Source organism: Mesorhizobium sp. YL-MeA3-2017, from assembly GCF_030814575.1.
Taxonomy (GTDB): domain Bacteria; phylum Pseudomonadota; class Alphaproteobacteria; order Rhizobiales; family Rhizobiaceae; genus Mesorhizobium; species Mesorhizobium terrae.
Genome location: NZ_JAUSVH010000001.1, coordinates 5,358,812 through 5,379,072 on the forward strand (window position 1 = coordinate 5,358,812; position 20,261 = coordinate 5,379,072).

The following is a 20,261-nucleotide window of genomic DNA, read 5'->3' on the forward strand; positions in this document are numbered from 1 at the left end:
TCTGCCGCTTTCACGCCTCAGTAGGGGCCGTAGCATTGCCGGCGCGGACCGTAGTTCGGCTGGAACGTGTTGTCCCAGGCGCGATACGACCGGTAGTGGGCATAACACCACTGCGTGTGCGCATCGGCGCTGCGATAGACGCGATAGGCTGGCGGTGCGTAGTACCGGTACATGGGTGGTCCGTAGTAGTCGTAGTTGGGCGCATAATAATCGTCAGCGAACGCGCCGCCGAGCAGGGCGCCGGCCGCAAAGGCCCCGAACGGAACCCAGCCGCCATGATGGCCGCCCCAATGATGGCCGCCATGCCAGTGACCGCCGCCCCAGCGCACGAAGTGGCCGCCGCCGCCATGCCAATGACCGCCGCCGCCCCAGCGCGCAAAGTGGCCACCGCCACCGTGCCAGTGACCGCCGCCATGCGGCCATTGCCGGAAAGCAATGTCCTGCACCTTGGCGTCGGTGGCTTGCTTGATCGGAACGTAGATCGGTTGGGCGATGGCAGCCGTCGGCACTGCGAATGCCGCGGCGAGGGCGGTTGCCAGAGCGCCCGAAATGAGCTTGTTCATGGTCGTCTCCTTCGAAGGACAGACCCCTCTACAAACAAACGAATGGACGCTTGCCATTGTTCCGGCGGCCGTGTCGGTTGCGAAAATGTGATCGAAGGTTTTCGGTGGGATCCGGCCTTCCGTTACGTCGCGTGAAGGCAGCCTCGGTCGCCGGTGTCATCCCATCGCGGCGCCATCGATTCCATGGCCGAAGACTATGCTTTCAAAAGGCGTTTTTTCCGGTTGACCGGCTGGGGCACTCTCCCTATGTTCCGCCCACTTTCGGGGCGGGCCGACTTGTCGGAAACGCCTTCGCCTGTGCCGGGCACTGTCCGGCGCCATGGCCACGTCAGGATGGGCCGGTAGCTCAGCGGTAGAGCACGTGACTTTTAATCATGTGGTCGAGGGTTCGATCCCCTCCCGGCTCACCATCCTGACCGTCTGCAAGATGTGATTCCGGCAGATACCGTCGTCCCTGATCCGGCTCCGCGAAGCCGGGTCACAAACCCGCCATTGTCGACGAACTAAATTAGGCGGCGCGCAGGCTGTGCATAACATGCTTGGCCCAATTGCCTGTTTTCAAACGCTCTTCACAGATGAGACATGGCGGCGGAGTTGGATACGGTCCTGTTCGATATGGCGGTGCGCACCGCCAGTGCGCTGCCGTCCGGATTTTCGGAGAAAGTCGTCGACGTCGCCCGCCGCACCGCGGGCCAGATCGTCTTCGATGTCCGGGTCGAGGGCGACTATCGCTTTCAGCGGCTGGCCGGCATTCGCTACCCGACCGGCGAGGTCGGCATCCTGGCGCTGACCAAGAACGGCCAGTCGCTGGAGACCTGCCGGGTCAACGGCACATTGGCCAGTTTCATCGAGCCGCTGGAGACCTGGAGCTATCTGCCGCTGCAGACGCAAGCTTCCGTCGACATTCTGGGGCATACCAGCCTGCTGGTCGCCGCCCTCAGGAATGCCGGCAGTTTTTCCCGCTAGGCGGCGCGACCGAGGCCGACGCCGCCGCTTGCCTCCGCTCTGGCCCTCAAGCCGACGCCGCTGCCGCAAGCCCGGCGGTCAGGTCCGCCTTGATGTCGGCGACATCCTCGAGGCCGATCTGCAGGCGGATCAGCGGGCCTTCATAGCGGGTGGAAACGGTGCGGTCGCCAAGGAAGACCGGAACCGCCAGGCTCTCGAAGCCGCCCCAGGAATAGCCAAGGCCGAAAATCTTCAGCGCGTCGAGGAAGGCATGCGCCTGTTTCTGGCCGCCGCCGGCCAGCACGATCGAGAAGACACCGCTCGAACCGGAAAAATCCCGCTTCCACAGCGCATGGTCAGGGTGGCTGGGTAGCGCCGGGTGCAGCACGCGCGCAACGCCGGGCTGACCTTCCAGCCATCGTGCGATATCGAGCGCGCTCTTGCTGTGATGTTCCAGCCGCACGCCCATCGTACGCAGGCCGCGCAGCACCTGATAGACATCGTCTGGCGCGGCGCAGCAGCCCAGCGCGTCGAATGCTTCGCGCAAGCGCGGCCAGCAGGCCTCGTTGGCGGAAACCGTACCCAACAGCACGTCGGAATGGCCGGCCGGATATTTGGTGGCGGCATGGATCGAGATGTCGACGCCGTGGTCGAGCGGCTTGAAGTAGAGCGGGGTCGCCCAGGTGTTGTCCATCATCACGACGGCGCCGGCGGCGCGCGCCACCTTGGCGATGGCGGGAATGTCCTGCATCTCGAACGTGTTCGAGGCCGGCGATTCGGTGAAGACGATCTTGGTGTTGGGGCGCAGCAGCGCCTTGATGCCGGCGCCGACATGCGGGGCGTAATATTCGACATCGATGCCCAGTCGCTTCAGCATATTATCGGCGAAATGGCGGGTCGGGTGATAGACGCTGTCGACGATCAGCACATGGTCGCCCGCCGAGGCGAAAGCCAGCAGCGGCACGGTCACCGCGGCGAGGCCCGACGGCACCAGGATGGTGCCGGCCGATCCCTCGAGTTCGTCGATGGCGGCTTCCAGTGCGTCCGTCGTCGGCGTGCCACGCGTGCCATAGGTGTATTTCTGGCCGCGCGCCGCCATGGTGCCGGCGTCCGGGTAGAGCACGGTCGAGCCGTGCACCACGGGCGGGTTCACGAAACCGAAGAAGTCGCGCGGGTTGTTGCCGCTATGGGCAAGCCGCGTGTTGATGCCCCACTTGTCGTTCTTCTTCGTCATGATCCTGCCGCCAGTTGAAGTCCCGAAGGGATAGTTCGCCAGCGACGGCTGCGCAACTGCCTGGACACCGCCAGTTTCACGCTTCGGATGGACCAAGCACGGTCAGGTCTTTGCTATGATTTTGCACAGTTTTCGACCCGGAATTTCATCAAGCTGCCGAACTGTTCGGCGGTGCGACAGCATCTGTGCCGGACGCCCGATCTTATTTGCTTGCCGACCGCCACCTTTCGGTCATTTTCCTTGACCTCACGGGAATTATCGCCTTCGATGCCTTTCGTGAACGGGAGCAGCTCGTGCGCCGGCTTTTGAAGCCGCGTTCCTGAAGTGGGCTGGAACGGCCGGCTGTGTTCGCACAAACAATCGGGGAATGCGCCCGATCAACAGAAAAGGGTCTGTGGGTCATGAAACATATTGCAATCGGCATTCTGGCAGCAGCGACCGTCGGTCTGATGGCTTCCGCGGCTTCTGCTGCCACCACGCTGGAAGCCGTCAAGGCGAAGGGCTTTCTGCAATGCGGCGTCTCGACCGGCCTGGCCGGTTTCTCGGCGCCGGACGACAAGGGCGAATGGAAGGGGCTCGATGCCGATTTCTGCCGCGCCGTGGCGGCCGCTGTCTTCGGTGACGGCACCAAGGTCAAGTTCACGCCGCTGTCGGCCAAGGAGCGTTTCACCGCGCTGCAGTCGGGCGAAATCGACCTCCTGTCGCGCAACACCACATGGACGATCAACCGCGACACCGCGCTCGGCCTGAATTTCGTCGGCGCCACCTATTATGACGGCCAGGGCTTCATGGTGAACGCCAAGAAGCTGCCGGGCGTCAATTCCGCGCTGCAGCTGTCGGGCGCCGCGGTGTGCGTGCAGTCCGGCACCACCACGGAGCTCAACCTCGCCGACTACTTCAAGGCGAACAAGATGGAGTACAACCCGGTCGTCTTCGAGAAGCTCGAAGAGGTCAACGCCGCCTATGATGCCGGCCGCTGCGACGCTTACACGACCGACCAGTCCGGCCTCTACGGCATTCGCCTGACGCTGTCGTCGCCGGCCGACCACGTCGTGCTGCCGGAGATCATCTCCAAGGAGCCGCTCGGCCCGGCCGTTCGCCAGGGCGACGACCAGTGGTACCACATCGTCAAGTGGACCTATTTCGCCATGTTGCAGGCCGAGGAACTCGGCATCACCCAGGCCAATGTCGAGGAGATGAAGGCCTCGGGCGGTCCGGAAATCAAGCGCGTGCTCGGCCAGGAAGCCGACACCAAGCTGGGTACCGACCTTGGCGTGACCAACGACTGGGTCGTCAACATCGTCAAGGCTGTCGGCAATTACGGCGAAATGTTCGACCGCAATGTCGGCGCCGGCAGCCCGCTCAAGATCGCGCGCGGCCTGAATGCGCTGTGGACCAAGGGTGGCCTGCAATACGCACCGCCGATCCGCTGATCGTGAATCCCGTCCGGAAGGTGGCTCGTCCACCTTCCGGTAATTCACCCAGAGGATGATCCAATGGCATCGCAGGAAGTCCTTAGCGAGGCGCCCAGCCGGGGCTCCTTGATCAATGACCCGAAGGTTCGCGCCATCTTCGTCCAGGTCGTCGTCGCCCTGGCGCTGATACTTGGGGTCTGGTGGATCGTCGGCAACATGATCGACAATCTCCAGCGTCTGCGCATTGCGTCGGGCTTCGCCTTTCTCAACGGGCGCGCCGGTTTCGACATTTCCGACAGTGCCATCGCCTATACGTCGGATTCGACCTATGGCCGCGCCATCATCGTTGGCCTGATCAACACGGCCATCGTCGCCGCGGCCGGCATCGTCACCGCGACCCTCATCGGTTTCATCGTCGGCATTGGCCGGCTCTCGAAAAACTGGCTGATCGCCAAGATCTGCACGGTCTATGTCGAGCTGTTCCGCAACATCCCGCCGCTGCTGGTCATCTTCTTCTGGTATTTCGGCGTCTTGTCGGTACTGCCGCTGCCGCGCGACAGCATCGGATTGCCGTTCGGATCGTTCCTCAACAGTCGCGGCTTCTATTTCCCGCGCGCCGTATGGGGCGAGGGCTCGTGGCTGATCCTGCTCGCCTTGGTGCTGGGCATCGCCATGTCCTGGTTCGTGGCGCACCGCGCCCGCCAGCGCCAGATGGTGACCGGCCAGCAGTTCCCGGTGTTCTGGACATCCGTTGCGCTGATTGTCGGCCTGCCCTTGCTCGCCTTTGTCGCCAGCGGTTTCCCGCTGTCGTTCGACATGCCGAAGAAGTCGACCTTCAACCTGACGGGTGGCTTCCAGGTGAAGCCGGAGTTCCTGTCGCTCTATCTGGCGCTGTCCTTCTATACGGCGGCCTTCATCGCCGAGATCGTGCGCGCCGGCATCAAGGGTGTCAGCCGCGGCCAGACGGAAGCGGCCGGCGCGCTGGGATTGCGGTCGGGGCCGATCCTGCGGCTGGTCGTCGTTCCACAGGCCATGCGCATCGTCATCCCGCCGCTGACCAGCCAGTACCTCAACCTGACCAAGAATTCGTCGCTGGCCATCGCCATCGGTTATCCGGACCTGACGGCAACGACCGGCACGGTGCTCAACCAGACCGGCCAGGCGGTCGAATGCGTGCTCATCATGATGGCGGTCTATCTCGGCCTCAGCCTGATCACCTCCGCGGTGATGAACTGGGTCAACGCCAAGATGGCGCTGGTGGAGAGGTAGGCCCATGGCACAGAGCGATCTTTCCTGGGTTCGCACCGAGATGGCGCAGCCAATGCCGGCGCCGGCCGGCGAATATGGTCTCGGCGCCTGGGTGCGCAAGAACCTGTTCGCCTCGGTCGGCGATTCGATCCTGACCGTGATCGGCCTTTTTCTGGTCGCCATGATCCTGCCGCCGCTCATCAATTGGGCCTTCATCCACGCGGTCTGGTCCGGCGCCGACCGCACGGCCTGCGCCACGGTCGCGCAAGGCGGCGTGCAGCCGGACGGCTGGTCCGGCGCCTGCTGGGCGTTCGTCAACGCCAAATTCGGCCAGTTCATGTTCGGCCGCTATCCGTTCGAGGAGCGCTGGCGTCCCATCCTTGCCGCCGTTCTGTTCGTGGCGCTTTTGGTGCCGCTGCTGATCCCGCGCGTGCCACGCAAGGGCCTGAACGCGGTTCTGCTCTTCTTCGTGCTGCCGATCGTCGCCTTCGTCCTTCTGGTCGGCAACATGTTCGGCCTGCCGCATGTCGAGACGCCGCTGTGGGGCGGTCTGCTGGTCACGCTGACGCTGTCTTTCGTCGGCATCGCCGTTTCGCTGCCGATCGGCATTCTTCTGGCGCTCGGGCGGCGCTCGAAGATGCCGGTGGTCAAGATGCTGTGCGTGATCTTCATCGAGACGATCCGCGGCGTGCCGCTCATCACCGTGCTGTTCATGGCCAGCGTTATGCTGCCCCTGTTCCTGCCGGCGGGCGTCACCTTCGACAAGTTCCTGAGAGCCTTGATCGGCGTGTCGCTGTTTGCCGCCGCCTATATGGCGGAAGTGGTGCGCGGTGGCCTCCAGGCCATCCCCAAGGGACAATACGAGGGCGCCGATTCGCTCGGGCTGCGCTACTGGCAGAAGATGTACTTCATCGTCCTGCCGCAGGCGCTGAAGCTGGTCATTCCCGGCATCGTCAACACCTTCATCGGCATGTTCAAGGACACCAGCCTGGTCTACATCATCTCGATGTTCGACCTGCTCGGCGTCGTGCGCCAGAACTTCTCCGACGCCAACTGGGCCACGCCGCAGACGCCGGCTTCCGGCCTAATTTTCGCGGCGGCGGTATTCTGGCTGTTCTGCTTTGGCATGTCCCGCTATTCTATCTTCATGGAACGCCGGCTCGATACCGGTTACAAACGCTGACCGCCTGCCGGTCACCGTCAGGAATCAATCAAGGGGAACTCGGCTTATGGCCACAGAAAATACAGTCAGCGCGGAAGAGCTGAAGGTCAACACCAACAAGATGCATATCTCCGACACCGATGTCGCCATCGAGATCGTCGGCATGCACAAATGGTATGGCGAGTTCCATGTGCTGAAGGACATCAATCTAAAGGTGATGCGCGGCGAGCGCATCGTCATCTGCGGTCCGTCGGGCTCGGGCAAGTCGACCATGATCCGCTGCATCAACCGGCTGGAGGAACACCAGAAGGGCAAGATCATCGTCGACGGCAAGGAGCTGACCAACGATCTGAAGAAGATCGACGAGGTGCGCCGCGAGGTCGGCATGGTGTTCCAGCACTTCAACCTGTTCCCGCATCTGACGATTTTGGAGAACTGCACGCTGGCGCCGATCTGGGTGCGCAAGATCCCGAAGAAGCAGGCGGAAGAGACCGCCATGCATTTCTTGAAGCGCGTCAAGATCCCGGAGCAGGCGCACAAATATCCGGGCCAGCTGTCGGGCGGCCAGCAGCAGCGTGTGGCGATCGCGCGCTCGCTGTGCATGAACCCGCGCATCATGCTGTTCGACGAGCCGACCTCGGCGCTCGATCCCGAAATGATCAAGGAAGTGCTGGAGACGATGGTCGGTCTTGCCGAGGAAGGCATGACGATGCTGTGCGTGACCCACGAGATGGGTTTTGCGCGCAAGGTCGCGAACCGTGTGATCTTCATGGACCAGGGCCAGATCGTCGAACAGAACACGCCGGTCGAGTTCTTCGACCACCCGCGCCACGAGCGCACCAAGCTCTTCCTCAGCCAGATCCTGCACTGATCGCCTTGGTGCTTTTCAGATCGGGCCCCGCCGCTTGCCGGCGGGGCCTTTTTGTTGGCCGCCGGTCGGCCGAGCCGTCATGTCGGACAGGATCATGATGAAGGTGCAACGGTGAGAACGGCTGTTCGCTGGATCGTCCGGCTTCTGGCGCTGGTTGCCGTTGCAGCCGCGCTCGGCACGCTGCTCCCGCGCCCGCTTTGGCGTACCGACGACGGCGGTGGCCAGGCGACGCGCCGCATTTATGTCCTCTCAAATCCGATCCACACCGACATCGCCATCCCGGTCGATGCCGCGCTGCTGGAGCGGTTTCGGTTCTTGTCCGGGGACGGCATTCCGATAGGCGGCGAGGGCGTCCGCTATCTGGTCTTCGGCTGGGGCGGTCGTGCCTTTTATCTGGAAACGCCAACCTGGTCGCAGCTGAAACCAGCGCCGGTCCTGAAAGCTCTGACCATGGATGCCTCGGTCATGCATGTCGACGTCGCCGGCACCATTCCCGAACCGCATCCGGCCGTCGCCGGCTACGATATCTCCGAGCCGCGTTTTTCCGCTCTGCTCGATTTCATCGAGGCGAGTTTCGCGCGCGGACAGGGTGGCCCGGTTTTCATTCCGGGTGCTGGCTATGCGGCCACGGATGGGTTTTATGAAGCCAATGGCGCCTTCAACGCGCTTGTCGGCTGCAACACCTGGACCGCCAAAGCGTTGCGCATCGCCGGTCTCAGGACCGGCTGGTGGAACCCGCTGCCATGGTCGCTTGGTCTCTCGATGCAGCTCTACAACCACGATCAGGCCCGGACAGCACGCCCATAGGGCAGTTTCCGCGTGTGGATACCTGACTTACGGCGCCTGCCAGCCATAGAGCCAGTCGAGATCGGCGGCCAGGCGCTCGCCCGAGCGCAATTTGAGCACCATATTGCGCGCCAGCGCGACCGGCCCCGCCGCGTTCCAGGCCATATGGTTGAGCGCGCCGCGCCGGGTCACCTTGGCGACGCGCGGCTTGCGCTGCAGTTCCCAGCGGGCCAGCGCCTCGCCCATCGCACCTGGCGTTTCGGCAACGCTCGCGGCCAGCGTCGCTGCGTCCTCGATCGCCATGCCGGCGCCTTGCGCGGCGAAGGGCGTCATCGCATGCGCGGCGTCGCCGATCAGCGCGATCCCGGCCGGGTCGGTCCAGGCGGCGCGCTGGTCGACCGCATGGAGCGGCCAGGCGAGCCACGGCCCGGCGGCGTCGATGAGTTGCCTCAAGCCGGGCGCCGCGCCGTTCATCGCTTTCGCCAGGATCGACGGATCGCCTCGACCCGACCAGCCTTCGGCTATCCTCTCGCCTTTGGTGAAGGCGACGAGATTGATCGCCGCACCGGCGCTGACCGGATAGGCGATCAGATGGAAATGCGGATTGAGGAAGGCGTTGACGCAGCCGTCGGTGCTGAGTGTCGCAAACAACCGGCCGGCCGCGCTCTCCACCTTCACGGTGGTGCGCCAGGCAAGCTCACCGGTGAAGCGGCTGTTGCCGGCAAGGCCGTCGCGCCGGCGCATCGCCGACCAGACGCCGTCGGCACCGACCGCGAGGTCTGCCTGCGCCGTGTCCGTTTTGCCATCGCGCTCGATCCGCGCGGTCACGCCATCATTGCCGGTCTCGACCGAGGTGATGCGCGCGCCGGTCACCAGCCGGATGCCGGCGGTAGCGCCGGCTTGGGCGACTAGCGCGTCTTGCAGGTCGGCGCGATGGGCGGTCAGGTAAGGCGCCTGCCAGCGTTGTTCGGCGGAGGAGCCAAGCGGCACGCGCGCCAGTTCCTTCAACGCGGCGGCATCCCTGAGCACCACAGCCTCTGGCCGCACCGCCGACGGCAGCAGGCGCTCGAGCACGCCGAGCCTGACCAGGATGCGGGTGGCATTGGGGGAGAGCTGGAGGCCGGCGCCGACCGCCTCGATGCGTTCGGCCTGTTCGAATATGTCGACCGCGAAACCGCGCTGCGCGAAAGCCAGAGCGGCCGTCAGCCCGGCAATGCCGCCGCCGGCGATCACGATGCGGCGGCGTGCCTCCATCATCGGGCTCGGGCTGGAAGCCGCCTCAGGCGGCGCGGTCGATATAGAGGCAGCCGGCCGGAACGGTTTCGGTTGCCTTCAGCTTGGCCGAATAGCGATAGAGCGTCGAGCAGTAGGGGCAGACCTTCTCGTCGTCGCTGCCGAGGTCGAGGAAAACGTGCGGATGGTCGAAGGGCGGGTTGGCGCCGACGCACATGAATTCCCGCACGCCGATCTCGATTGCCGCGTGCCCCGCGTCGTTCTGGAAGTGGGGGATGGAACCGCCGGCCATTTTCGTCTCCTTCAGCGCGTACGACATGCGTTTGAAGCATATCCGTGCTCTTTGCAAGTTCGATGAAATGAAACTGTCGCAAAAGGATGGCACACGCTAAATTGAGCCGGTTAAGCGGCGCGCGCCTCGGGAGAGAACAAGAGACATGAACGAACTCAAGCCGGTCCAGGCCGACTTCATCAACGTCGAGACGGTAAGCGTCGAGGGTGGCAATCCCGACCGCTTCGTCAACCGGGAGTTCTCCTGGCTGCAGTTCAACCGCCGCGTTCTGGAAGAATCGTTCAATCCGCATCACCCGCTGCTGGAGCGGGTCCGCTTCCTGTCGATCTCGGCCGCCAACCTCGACGAGTTCTTCATGGTGCGCGTCGCCGGCCTCGCCGGCCAAGTGCGCGAGGGCATCGTGCTGAAAAGCCCAGACGGACGCACGCCCGAGCAGCAGCTGGAGCAATTGCTGCGCGAAGTGGAGCGGTTGCAGGAAGACCAGCAGAAGAGCCTTTCGGCGCTGATGGAGCTGCTCAACAAGCAGGGCATCGAGACGATCGCCGGCGACGCGCTGACCAAGGACGAGCGGATCTGGCTGGAAGACCATTTCCAGGAGCAGGTGTTTCCGGTGCTGACGCCGCTGTCGATCGACCCGGCGCACCCGTTCCCGTTCATTCCCAATCTCGGCTTCTCCATCGCGCTGCAGCTCAGGCACCGCAAGAACGGCGAGGCGATGAGCGCGCTTTTGCGTCTGCCGCAGGCGCTGCGGCGTTATGTTCGCCTGCCGGACCGCAAGGGCCATGTCCGCTTCATTTCGCTGGAGCAGGTGGTCGGCCTCTATATCGGCAAGCTTTTCCCGGGCTACGAGGTCAAGGGATCGGGCACCTTCCGCATCATCCGCGATAGCGATATCGAGGTCGAGGAAGAGTCCGAGGATCTGGTGCGCCTGTTCGAGACAGCGCTGAAGCGCCGGCGCCGGGGCTCCGTCATCCGCATCGAATTCGACAATTCCATGCCCGAGGAATTGCGCGATTTCGTCGCCGGCGAACTCGGCGTCTCGTCCGGCCGCATCAGCGTGCTGACCGGCCCGCTGGCGCTCAGCCAGATTTCAGAAATCGTCTCTGTGGCGCGCGACGATCTGAAATTCGTGCCCTACAATCCGCGTTTTCCCGAGCGCATTCGCGAGCATGGCGGCGATTGCTTCGCGGCGATCCGCGAGAAGGACATCGTCGTCCATCACCCTTACGAATCCTTCGACGTGGTCGTGCAGTTCCTGCGCCAGGCGACGGCCGACCCGGAAGTGGTGGCGATCAAGCAGACGCTTTACCGCACCTCCAACGACAGCCCGATCGTGCGAGCCCTGGTCGATGCCGCCGAGGCCGGCAAGTCTGTCACCGCGCTGGTCGAATTGAAGGCGCGTTTCGACGAGGAGGCCAACATCCGCTGGGCGCGCGACCTTGAGCGCGCCGGCGTGCAGGTGGTGTTCGGCTTCCTGGAACTGAAGACACACGCCAAGATGTCGCTGGTGGTGCGGCGCGAGGACGGGCGGTTGCGCAACTATGTGCATCTCGGCACCGGCAACTATCACCCGATCACCGCGCGCATCTATACGGACCTGTCCTTCTTCACCACCGATCCAGGCATCGCGCGCGACGTGGCGCAGATCTTCAATTTCATCACCGGTTATGCCGAGCCGACTGGCGAAATGCGCCTTGCCTTGTCGCCCTACACGCTGCGCAGCCGCATCCTCGGCCATATCGGCGAGGAGATCGAACATGCCCGCAACGGCCACCCGGCGCGCATCTGGATGAAGATGAACGCATTGGTCGATCCGACCATCATCGACGCGCTCTACGATGCCAGCCGTGCTGGCGTCGAGATCGACCTGGTCGTGCGCGGCATCTGCTGCCTGCGGCCACAGGTGCCGGGGCTTTCGGAGAACATCCGTGTCAAATCGATCATCGGCCGCTTCCTCGAACACAGCCGCATCTACTGCTTCGGCAACGGCCACGGGCTACCGTCCGACGACGCCATCGTCTACATTTCCTCCGCTGACCTGATGCCGCGCAATCTCGACCGGCGCGTCGAATGCATGGTGCCGATCACCAATCCAACTGTGCATGAACAGATCCTCGGCCAGATCATGCTGGGCAACATCATGGACAACCAGCAAAGTTTCGAAGTATTGGCCGATGGTACCTCGCGGCGCGTCGTGCCCGACGAGGGCGAGGAACCGTTCAACGCGCAGGAATATTTCATGACGAATCCGAGCCTGTCGGGACGCGGTGATGCCTTGAAATCGCACGCGCCCAAGCGAATCGCGCAGTTCAAGCGCCGCAAGAAGGACATGGCCGGCTGATGATGGCCGTGTCCCAGGGACGGCTGCAGGACCGCCGCCCGCTGTCGATCATCGATATCGGTTCCAACTCGATCCGCCTCGTCGTCTATGAGGGGCTGGCGCGCTCGCCGACCGTGCTGTTCAACGAGAAGATGCTGGCCGGCCTCGGTCGCGGCATCGTCTCTACCGGCAAGCTGGACCCGGAGGCGGTCACCCGCTCGATGGAGGAATTCCGCCGCTTCCGCGCGCTGTCAGAGCAGGCCGGCGCCGAGCGCATGTATGTGCTGGCAACAGCCGCCGCGCGCGAGGCCGTCAACGGGCCGGACTTCATCCACCGCGCCGAACAGGTGCTGGGCACCGAGGTCCATGTGCTGAGTGGCCGCCAGGAGGCCTATTATTCGGCGCTCGGCGTCATTTCCGGCTTCCATCCCGCCAACGGCATCGCTGGCGACCTTGGCGGCGGCAGCCTGGAACTGGTCGACATCGATGGCGAGGTGATCGGCGAGGGCATCACGCTGCCGCTCGGCGGCCTGCGCCTCCAGGACATGGCCAGGAATTCGCTCGCCCAGGCGGCCCGCATCGCCAAGATCGAACTGGCCAAGGCGAAGCTTCTGAAGGGCGGACAGGGCAGGGCTTTCTACGCCGTTGGCGGCACCTGGCGAAATCTGGCGCGCCTCCACATGGAGATGAACAACTATCCGCTCGGCGTGATGCATCACTACGAGATCGAGATCGACAGCGCCATCGCCTTCCTCAAGCAGGTCGCCCGGGGCGATGTCGAGAAGGTCAAGGGCATCGAGGGCGTGTCGAAGAACCGCCGTTCGCTGCTGCCCTATGGCGCCGTCGTGCTGCAGGAAATCCTCACCGACATGCAGCCGTCGAAGATTATCGTTTCAGCGATCGGCGTGCGCGAAGGCTATCTCTATTCGCTGCTCGACGAGACCGAGCGCAAGGCCGACCCGTTGATTTCGGCGGCCGAGGAACTGGCCAAGCTGCGCTCGCGTTCGGTCACCCACGCGCATGAACTGGTCGACTGGACCTGCAAGGCCTTCGAGACCTTTGGCATTGACGAGACGGCGGACGAGGCACGCTACCGGCGCGCGGCCTGCCTGCTTGCCGATATCGGCTGGCGTGCGCATCCCGAATATCGCGGGCGGCAATCGCTCAACATCATCGCGCATGCCTCCTTCATCGGCGTCGACCACCCCGGCCGCGCCTTCCTGGCGCTGGCCAATGCCTATCGCCATGAAGGTGTCTTCAACGAAAACATCGCGCCTGAGATCAAGGCGCTGGCGACGCCGCGCTATCTGGAGCGGGCGCGCATCCTGGCGGCGATGATGCGGGTGGTCTATCTGCTCACCGCTTCGATGCCGGGCGTCATGCCCCGGTTGTGTTGGGAAAGTCGTGGCAACGGTGCCTTGGCGCTGATCATCCCGGCCGATCTTGCCGACCTTTACGGCGAACGCCCGGCCGGGCGTCTCGCCCAACTCGCCAAGATCACCAACCGCCGCCTTATCCTCGCCGTCGAGGGCGGCCCCAGCGTGGTGGCCAAGTAGCGCTGCTTCAGCCGCGCCTGCCGTCAATCGAGAATGCACCGGCACCGACCGCCGCCAGGGCGAGGAAGCCGCCGGCAATGGCGATATCCTTCATCAGCATCTGCGTGTGCAGGAAGGTGAGCGTCGGGTCGCCGTCGCCATGGCCGTAGTGGCCGAGAAAACCGGCAACGATGCAGAACACCGAAAACAGCGCCGCAGCAAACCGCGTTTGCAGGCCGAGAAGGATGGCGAGCCCGCCAATCAGTTCGAACAGGCCGACACCCCAAGCGGCGAGCGCCGGCATCGGCAGGCCAAGCCCGGCGAAATAGCCGGTCGAACCCGGGATGTTGGTGAGCGTCTGCAGTCCGGCGGGAACGAAGAGGGCGGCCAGAAGCAGCCTGGATAACAAAAGCGGAATAGCGCTGGGCATTTCGTCCTCCCTTCGGTGCGGCCTTCCCGATGCCGGCCATGGTCCGAATGTAGCATCGGCTGCGAAGGCATGGATAAAGCGACAACGAAAAAGGGCGCGGAAATCATCCGCGCCCTTCGTCTCGTCAGGTCTGGGAGGACCGTTTGGTTCAGCCGCGACGACCGTCGATCGAGTAGGCGCCGGCGCCGAGGATGGCGAGCAGCAGGAAGCCGCCGGTGATCGCGAGGTTCTTCTGCAGCATCAGCGGGTTGAGCGCCTGCGAGAAGTCGAGATGGGCGACAGCGGTGGCGCCCAGCGTGAACAGCGCCAGCACGATCGCGGCGATGCGGGTCTTGAAGCCGACCAGGATCGACAGGCCGCCGAGCAGCTCGATGAGACCGACGATAACAGCGGTGACCGTCGGTGCCGGCAGGCCGAGGCTGCCGAAGAAGCCGGCGGTGCCGGCAATGGCGGTCAGCTTGCCGAAGCCGGCGAGGATGAACAGGATGGACAGGAGAATGCGGCCGACGAGGATGACGCCGGAAGCATTCGAGGCTACGCCGGAAGCGGCGGAAGTGTTGACGGACAAGGTACTACCCTCCATGGCAAGCGTTCGTCAGGAACGCGATGATGGAAAGATAGCGAAACTTCAGCGTTCACTGAAGAGGGCTGACCGGCAACACATCGTTCACAGATGCGCTACACCGCCCATCATCCGGGATGCGTCATGTCCTCCGGCTTCACCAGGCGGTCGAAATCGGCGTCGCTGACATAGCCGCCGCCGACGGCTTCCTGGCGCAGCGTGGTGCCGTTCTTGTGCGCGGTCTTGGCGATCTTGGCGGCGTTGTCGTAGCCGATCGTCGGCGCCAGCGCCGTCACCAGCATCAGTGAGCGATTCAGCGCGTCCTTGATGTTGTCCTCGCGGGCTTCGATGCCGACCACGCAATTGTCGGTGAAGGAGATAGCCGCATCCGACAGCAACTGCACCGATTGCAGGAAGTTATAGGCCATCAGCGGGTTGTAGACGTTGAGCTCGAAATGGCCCTGACTGCCGGCGAAGGTCAGCGCGGCATTGTTGCCGAACACCTGCACGCAAACCTGGGTCAGCGCCTCGCACTGCGTCGGATTGACCTTGCCTGGCATGATCGAGGAGCCCGGCTCGTTTTCCGGCAGCGACAGTTCACCGAGGCCCGAGCGCGGGCCGGAGCCGAGGAAGCGGATGTCGTTGGCGATCTTGAACAGGGCGGCGGCGGCGGCGTTGATGGCGCCGTGCGAGAACACCATGGAATCATGCGCGGCCAGCGCCTCGAATTTGTTCGGCGCCGAGGTGAAGGCGATGCCGGTGATCCTGGCGATGTTCTCGGCGACCTTTTCGGCGAAGCCAATCGGCGCGTTCAGCCCGGTGCCGACGGCGGTGCCGCCCTGCGCCAGTTCCTGCAGGCCCGGCAGCGTCAGTTCGATGCGCTTGATCGAGGAGGCGACCTGCGCGGCATAACCGCCGAATTCCTGGCCGAGCGTCAGCGGCGTTGCATCCTGCGTGTGGGTGCGGCCGATCTTGACGATGTGGTCGAAGGCCTTCGCCTTGGCATCGAGCGCGGCATGGAGATGCTTCAGTGCCGGCAAAAGGTCGTGCACGATGCGCTCGGCGCAGGCGATGTGCATGGCCGTCGGATAGGTGTCGTTCGAAGACTGGCTCATATTGACGTGGTCGTTCGGATGCACCGGCTTCTTGGAGCCCATGACACCGCCGAGCATTTCGATCGCCCGGTTGGAGATCACTTCGTTGGCGTTCATATTGGATTGCGTGCCCGAACCGGTCTGCCACACCACCAGCGGGAAATGTTCGTTCAGCTTGCCGTCGATGACTTCCTGGGCGGCCTCGACGATGACCTTGCCGAGCGCCGGGTCGAGGCGGCCGAGCGCCATATTGGTTTCCGCCGCCGCGCGCTTGACGATGCCGAGCGCCCGCACCACCGAAAGCGGCTGCTTTTCCCAGCCGATCTTGAAATTGCCCAGCGAACGCTGCGCCTGCGCACCCCAATAGCGATCGGCGGCAACCTCGATCGGGCCGAACGTATCGGTTTCGGTTCTGGTCTTCTGCGCGCTCACTGCTTCTCTCCGGTTTGCTGAGATGGCAAGGGCGTATCGCGTTGCACAATGGGCTTCAAGCGAAGAATGCGCGGTGCGGCAAACCAAATCGGTTGAAGCCGCAAGGGGCGTCGAAGCCCTATTCCGGGCGCCCGCCGCATGCGTCAGCGCAGAAGCGACCGAGACGTAGGCGTCAGCCGCAAATGCTCTGCCGGCTTCGTTTCGTATGGTTGAACAGAGCCAAGGAAATCCCGCCATGACGGCGCGGCTGCTGCGCGCGCGTGGGCGTCGATGCTCTCGAAGCGGCTGAGATGCACGAAGACGGTTTCGCCGATGCGCACCGGCAGGCGCGGGAAACTGTTCTCGGCCGGCTCGATGACAAAAGCGGCGAGGGGCGTTGCACCCTGTTCCGCGAGGAGGGATGCGGCCTCATTCCTGAAGCGCGCAACGAACGCGGCTACGCTTTCAGGGTTCAAATAATGAATCGTCGCCGCAACGAGCGGGGATATCTCGTTGTTTCTGTTCGATTTCAACGAAGTCTCAAGCGGATACAACGCTGCTCGTTCGCAGAAGGCCGGGGCGAAACCGGCGCCCGGCCAGGCCGGCCGCAGCAGCAGCACATTGTCGGAATCGATCATTGTCGCATTGGCGGCATCGCGGTGCGCCGCCCACACCGGGCCGTCATAGAAAGCGGCCAGCGCCTGTCTGCGCCTGTCCATCGACGCGAAACCGCGCAGCCACACGAACATGTCCGGACGGTCGAGATCACGGAACTGGCCGATGACGGTCATGCCGGCCGCGTCCTGCGGCTCGACGAAATTGCCGTCGAAAATATCGATCAGCGTTTCGCGCTGGCCGGGCACCAGCGTGTACTGCCGCAACTCGATGACAGGCAGAAGGTCGGCCGGTACGGCGCTGGTCGCTGAATGGCTGGTGTTCACGATATTCCTCCGGAATTGCAAAACAGGGCGGTTGCCCTGTTTGATAAACAAACCGGTTGCCCTGTTTTGTCAACATGGTAGTTTCCTCGCGAGGATGCCTGCTGACATTCGGCCTGAGATGGCCGCCAATGCGTCCCTGGGCCTCGACCGATTCTCGAAAGCAACGCCGACGATGCCGACAGCCCGCCAGAAACGCACCAATGACCCGGAAGGCATGCGCCGGCGCATGCTCGACATGGCCGAGGAATCCTTCCAGGCGCGCGGTTTCCACGCCACCAGCCTTGGCGACGTGATGGCAGCGGCAGGCGTGACCGGCGGTGCGCTGCACCATCATTTCCCGACCAAGAAGGCGCTTGCGCTGGCGGTGATCGAGGAGCGTGTCGCCGCGGCCGTGCGGGTCACCTGGATCGAGCCGGTCGGTTCCGCCGTCTCCGCGCGCTCGGGTGTGCAGCAGGTCTTCGTGGCAATCGCGGATGAGCTGGAACGCCAGGGTTTCGTGCGCGGTTGCCCGCTGAACAATCTCGCCCACGAATTGTCATTGGCCGATCCGGATTTCCGCGCCGCGCTGGCAACGGTGTTTGACGACTGGCGCAAGGCGATCGCCGACAAGGTTCGCGCCGATCAGCGGGCGGGCTTGGAGAGTGGGACAGACCCGGAGCGTTTCGCGGCGGCTGCGGTGGCGCTTTACTCCGGCGCCATGTCCATGGCCAAAACGGCGCAGGATTCCAGCCTGTTGCGGCTCTGCGCCAAGGAACTGGACGAGGCCGGCGGTGGTATGCAGAAGTAAGCCGGCATGACCAAGATTTTCACTTCCAAACTTTCCCGCCGTCGCCTGCTCTCCGGCATGGCAATGGCTGCCGCCGGCGCGACCCTGCCTCGACCTGCTTTCGCCCAGGCCGCCAAGGCGCCGCCCGTCGATGCCACCTTCCTGTTCATTGCCGATATCCATGCCTGCCGCATGGCCTCGGGCCTCAGCCCGAATTGCCAGGCGGAGGGCAAGACCGACATGGCATTGTTGCGTCACGTCACCGCGCTGAACGGCATAACCGACAAGGTCTGGCCAGCCGAGATCAATGGTGCCGCCACCGGCCTGCGCTCGGCCGGCAAACCGGTCGGCGCGCCGCTCGGCATCGTCGCCGGCGGCGACATCACCGACGATGGTGGCGGCCAGACGACATCGCCCAGCGAAGGCACGCAGCTTCTCCAGTTCAGCCAGCGCTACCAGCAGGGGCTCGGGCCGGACCGGGTGCATTTTCCCGTCTATGTCGGCCTCGGCAATCACGATCTCGACCAGAGCGGTCCGCCGCCCCATGCCGACTGGTACCGGCGCGAGATGCGCGACTACGTCGAACTCAACCATCGCGCCGGCGTCTTCTTCAAACCGCTTGTTCCGGCGAATGACTACGACGTCGATTCCGACTGCTATTCGTGGGATTGGGGTGGGCTGCATCTCGTCCAGACGCACCGTTTCGCCGGCGATGCCGCCTTTGGCGCCGACGGCAGCCTGGAATGGCTGAAACAAAACCTTGCCGCCAATGCTGCCGACGGCCGGCCAGTGGTCCTGTTCCAGCACTATGGCTGGGACAGCTTCTCGCTGGAACGCTGGGACCCGGCCAGATCCATCTTCGACGACGAAGGCGCCGGCGCGCCGCACTGGTGGAGCGACACCGAGCGGCAGGCGCTGCTTGCCGTGCTCAAGGGCTACAACGTCGTCGGCGTCTTCCACGGCCATCAGCACGAGACGCCGATGATCTATCATCGCGACGGGCTCGATATCATCAAGCCGAAGGCCGCCTTCATGGGCGGTTTCGCGCTGGTGCGGGTGATGGACGACGCCATGGACGTGGTGTTGGGCGAGGCTTCAGGTGACAATGGCGAAGTCGTCTTCACCAACGCGCTGGCGCGCGACTGGAAAAGCTGAGCGCGGACCTGTCAGGACAGCGGCCGGGCCTTACATTGCGTTTGGGTTGGGCAGGCGAGTTTCAGGAGAACACGACATGACGACTTCCGTTTCCCGTCCTCTCGCCGGCAAGGTGGCACTCGTCACCGGGGCGTCATCCGGCATCGGCGAGGCGACAGCCTATGCATTGGCCGAGGCCGGCGCGGAAGTGGCTGTCGTCGCCCGCCGCGCCGACAGGCTGCAGGCATTGGCGGCGCGCATCGAAAAAGCCGGCGGCAAGGTGTTTGTCATCGAGGCCGACGTCGCCCGGCCGGACGGTTCGCTGGGCCTGATCAACGAGGTGCTGGCACGCGGCAAGCGGCTGGACATTCTCGTCAACAATGCAGGCGTGATGCTTTTGTCGCCGGTTGCCGAAGCGCGCTCGGAAGACTGGCGGCAGATGGTCGAGGTCAATCTGGTGGCGCTGATGGAACTGACGCGGGCAGCGCTGCCGCATCTCAAGGCCAGCAAGGGCCATATCGTCAACGTCTCCTCGGTCGCGGGCCGGGTCGCAAATCCGGGTTCCGCCGGTTATGCGGCAACCAAATTCGGCGTCGTCGGTTTTTCCGAGGCGCTGCGGCGCGAAGTCTATGCCGACAGGATCAGGGTGACGGTGATCGAGCCCGGCATGGTCGAAACCGAGCTCGGCGACCACATCACCAATCCCGGCATGAAGGCTGGTCTCGAACAGCGCCGGGCGGCGATGGAGCCGATGCAGTCGGAGGATATCGCCGCCGCCGTGCTCTATGCGGTGACACAGCACCCGCGCGTCAACGTCAACGAGATCCTGATCCGGCCGACCGACCAGGAACGCTGATCTTTTCCTCAGCCGGCTTGCCATCCCCGCAAACCTTACCGATCCGTATGATGACGGACAGGTGGCGGTGAGTTGCCGTTGCTACTGATCCCGCGACGGTGGGCGAATGAACGCCTTGCCGCAGATGGCCAGGCCGGCCTTCGCCGGCCTCAGAAACGGGGTCTACCTGATGAAGAAGCTCGTCTTGATCGCCGCGCTTGGCGCGGCAGCGGTCGCCAGCGCCCAGTTCGCCGCTCGCGCCGCCGAAACGCCATGCGAGGACAGCCTGAAGGCGCTGCGCGCCGCCGAAGCTGCAACCAAGGTCAAGGCCGATGTGAAGCCGAAGCTGGACGAGCTGGAGACCAAGGGCATCGAACGCTGTAAGGCCGACGATGACAAGCGCGCCAACGACTTCTTCGGTCAGGCGATGAAGCTGCTCGGCAAGTAGCCGCCAGCGGCGGCGAATATCCCCACAGGCTCAGGC

The 20,261-nt window shown here is 64.0% G+C and carries 20 protein-coding genes and 1 tRNA gene; 13 read left to right on the top strand and 8 right to left on the bottom strand.

The window, feature by feature from the left end:
* Positions 1-17: 17 nt before the first annotated feature.
* Complete coding sequence (locus QFZ88_RS25390; RefSeq protein ID WP_024924864.1) at positions 18-563, bottom strand: BA14K family protein; 546 nt, start codon at positions 561-563, stop codon at positions 18-20.
* Between the two features lie 335 nt (positions 564-898).
* On the opposite strand from QFZ88_RS25390, the gene QFZ88_RS25395 reads away from it, so the two are divergent.
* Together QFZ88_RS25395 and QFZ88_RS25400 are read left to right on the top strand one after the other, a co-directional pair.
* A tRNA-Lys gene (locus QFZ88_RS25395) sits at positions 899-973 on the top strand.
* Positions 974-1,145: 172 nt separating this feature from the next.
* On the top strand, positions 1,146-1,529 hold the full coding sequence (locus QFZ88_RS25400) for a hypothetical protein (RefSeq protein WP_024924865.1): 384 nt from the start codon (positions 1,146-1,148) through the stop codon (positions 1,527-1,529).
* 46 nt (positions 1,530-1,575) lie between these two features.
* On the opposite strand, the gene QFZ88_RS25405 is transcribed toward QFZ88_RS25400, so the two are convergent.
* Complete coding sequence (locus QFZ88_RS25405; RefSeq protein WP_024924866.1) at positions 1,576-2,742, bottom strand: cystathionine beta-lyase; 1,167 nt, start codon at positions 2,740-2,742, stop codon at positions 1,576-1,578.
* 401 nt (positions 2,743-3,143) lie between these two features.
* On the opposite strand from QFZ88_RS25405, the gene QFZ88_RS25410 reads away from it, so the two are divergent.
* The 5 genes from QFZ88_RS25410 to QFZ88_RS25430 all read left to right on the top strand — a co-directional run bounded on the left by QFZ88_RS25410 (position 3,144) and on the right by QFZ88_RS25430 (position 8,245).
* Positions 3,144-4,175 carry an amino acid ABC transporter substrate-binding protein gene (locus tag QFZ88_RS25410; protein WP_024924867.1) on the top strand — a complete coding sequence of 344 codons (1,032 nt, stop codon included), beginning with the start codon at positions 3,144-3,146 and terminating at the stop codon, positions 4,173-4,175.
* Between the two features lie 63 nt (positions 4,176-4,238).
* Entirely contained in the window at positions 4,239-5,426 is a 1,188-nt protein-coding gene (locus QFZ88_RS25415; protein WP_024924868.1) for an amino acid ABC transporter permease, read from the top strand.
* Positions 5,427-5,430: 4 nt separating this feature from the next.
* Complete coding sequence (locus QFZ88_RS25420) at positions 5,431-6,588, top strand: amino acid ABC transporter permease (protein WP_024924869.1); 1,158 nt, start codon at positions 5,431-5,433, stop codon at positions 6,586-6,588.
* A gap of 46 nt (positions 6,589-6,634) precedes the next feature.
* Positions 6,635-7,438, top strand: coding sequence for an amino acid ABC transporter ATP-binding protein (locus tag QFZ88_RS25425; RefSeq protein WP_024924870.1), 804 nt, complete (start codon positions 6,635-6,637; stop codon positions 7,436-7,438).
* Positions 7,439-7,549: 111 nt separating this feature from the next.
* On the top strand, positions 7,550-8,245 hold the full coding sequence (locus tag QFZ88_RS25430; RefSeq protein ID WP_036254813.1) for a TIGR02117 family protein: 696 nt from the start codon (positions 7,550-7,552) through the stop codon (positions 8,243-8,245).
* 27 nt (positions 8,246-8,272) lie between these two features.
* Here the strand turns inward: QFZ88_RS25430 and QFZ88_RS25435 are convergent, their stop codons facing one another.
* Both QFZ88_RS25435 and QFZ88_RS25440 read right to left on the bottom strand, forming a co-directional pair.
* Positions 8,273-9,481 carry an FAD-dependent monooxygenase gene (locus QFZ88_RS25435; RefSeq protein WP_036254816.1) on the bottom strand — a complete coding sequence of 403 codons (1,209 nt, stop codon included), beginning with the start codon at positions 9,479-9,481 and terminating at the stop codon, positions 8,273-8,275.
* Positions 9,482-9,503: 22 nt separating this feature from the next.
* Positions 9,504-9,749, bottom strand: coding sequence for a zinc-finger domain-containing protein (locus tag QFZ88_RS25440; protein ID WP_024924871.1), 246 nt, complete (start codon positions 9,747-9,749; stop codon positions 9,504-9,506).
* 145 nt (positions 9,750-9,894) lie between these two features.
* On the opposite strand from QFZ88_RS25440, the gene QFZ88_RS25445 reads away from it, so the two are divergent.
* Both QFZ88_RS25445 and ppx read left to right on the top strand, forming a co-directional pair.
* Positions 9,895-12,090, top strand: coding sequence for an RNA degradosome polyphosphate kinase (locus QFZ88_RS25445; RefSeq protein WP_024924872.1), 2,196 nt, complete (start codon positions 9,895-9,897; stop codon positions 12,088-12,090).
* Entirely contained in the window at positions 12,090-13,625 is a 1,536-nt protein-coding gene (ppx, locus tag QFZ88_RS25450) for an exopolyphosphatase (protein ID WP_024924873.1), read from the top strand. Before QFZ88_RS25445 ends, ppx begins: the two co-directional genes overlap by 1 nt.
* Positions 13,626-13,632: 7 nt before the next feature.
* On the opposite strand, the gene QFZ88_RS25455 is transcribed toward ppx, so the two are convergent.
* The 4 genes from QFZ88_RS25455 to QFZ88_RS25470 form a co-directional block, all read right to left on the bottom strand.
* The gene (locus QFZ88_RS25455) at positions 13,633-14,034 is read right to left on the bottom strand and encodes a DoxX family protein (protein WP_024924874.1); all 402 of its coding nucleotides are present in this window, start codon (positions 14,032-14,034) and stop codon (positions 13,633-13,635) included.
* Positions 14,035-14,182: 148 nt separating this feature from the next.
* Positions 14,183-14,602 carry a DoxX family protein gene (locus tag QFZ88_RS25460; protein WP_024924875.1) on the bottom strand — a complete coding sequence of 140 codons (420 nt, stop codon included), beginning with the start codon at positions 14,600-14,602 and terminating at the stop codon, positions 14,183-14,185.
* 122 nt (positions 14,603-14,724) lie between these two features.
* On the bottom strand, positions 14,725-16,122 hold the full coding sequence (gene fumC, locus QFZ88_RS25465; protein WP_024924876.1) for a class II fumarate hydratase: 1,398 nt from the start codon (positions 16,120-16,122) through the stop codon (positions 14,725-14,727).
* A 143-nt stretch (positions 16,123-16,265) separates the two neighbouring features.
* Positions 16,266-17,042, bottom strand: coding sequence for an NIPSNAP family protein (locus QFZ88_RS25470; protein WP_024924877.1), 777 nt, complete (start codon positions 17,040-17,042; stop codon positions 16,266-16,268).
* A 172-nt stretch (positions 17,043-17,214) separates the two neighbouring features.
* Between QFZ88_RS25470 and QFZ88_RS25475 the strand changes: the two genes are divergently transcribed.
* From QFZ88_RS25475 to QFZ88_RS25490, 4 genes are all read left to right on the top strand, one after another.
* Complete coding sequence (locus QFZ88_RS25475) at positions 17,215-17,829, top strand: TetR/AcrR family transcriptional regulator (RefSeq protein WP_024924878.1); 615 nt, start codon at positions 17,215-17,217, stop codon at positions 17,827-17,829.
* Positions 17,830-17,835: 6 nt separating this feature from the next.
* Positions 17,836-18,963: a metallophosphoesterase gene (locus tag QFZ88_RS25480; RefSeq protein ID WP_024924879.1), complete on the top strand. Its 1,128-nt coding sequence runs from the start codon at positions 17,836-17,838 to the stop codon at positions 18,961-18,963.
* A 76-nt stretch (positions 18,964-19,039) separates the two neighbouring features.
* The gene (locus tag QFZ88_RS25485; RefSeq protein ID WP_024924880.1) at positions 19,040-19,798 is read left to right on the top strand and encodes an SDR family NAD(P)-dependent oxidoreductase; all 759 of its coding nucleotides are present in this window, start codon (positions 19,040-19,042) and stop codon (positions 19,796-19,798) included.
* A 106-nt stretch (positions 19,799-19,904) separates the two neighbouring features.
* Positions 19,905-20,225, top strand: a complete 321-nt coding sequence (locus tag QFZ88_RS25490) for a hypothetical protein (RefSeq protein WP_244431177.1) — start codon at positions 19,905-19,907, stop codon at positions 20,223-20,225.
* Positions 20,226-20,261: the final 36 nt, after the last annotated feature.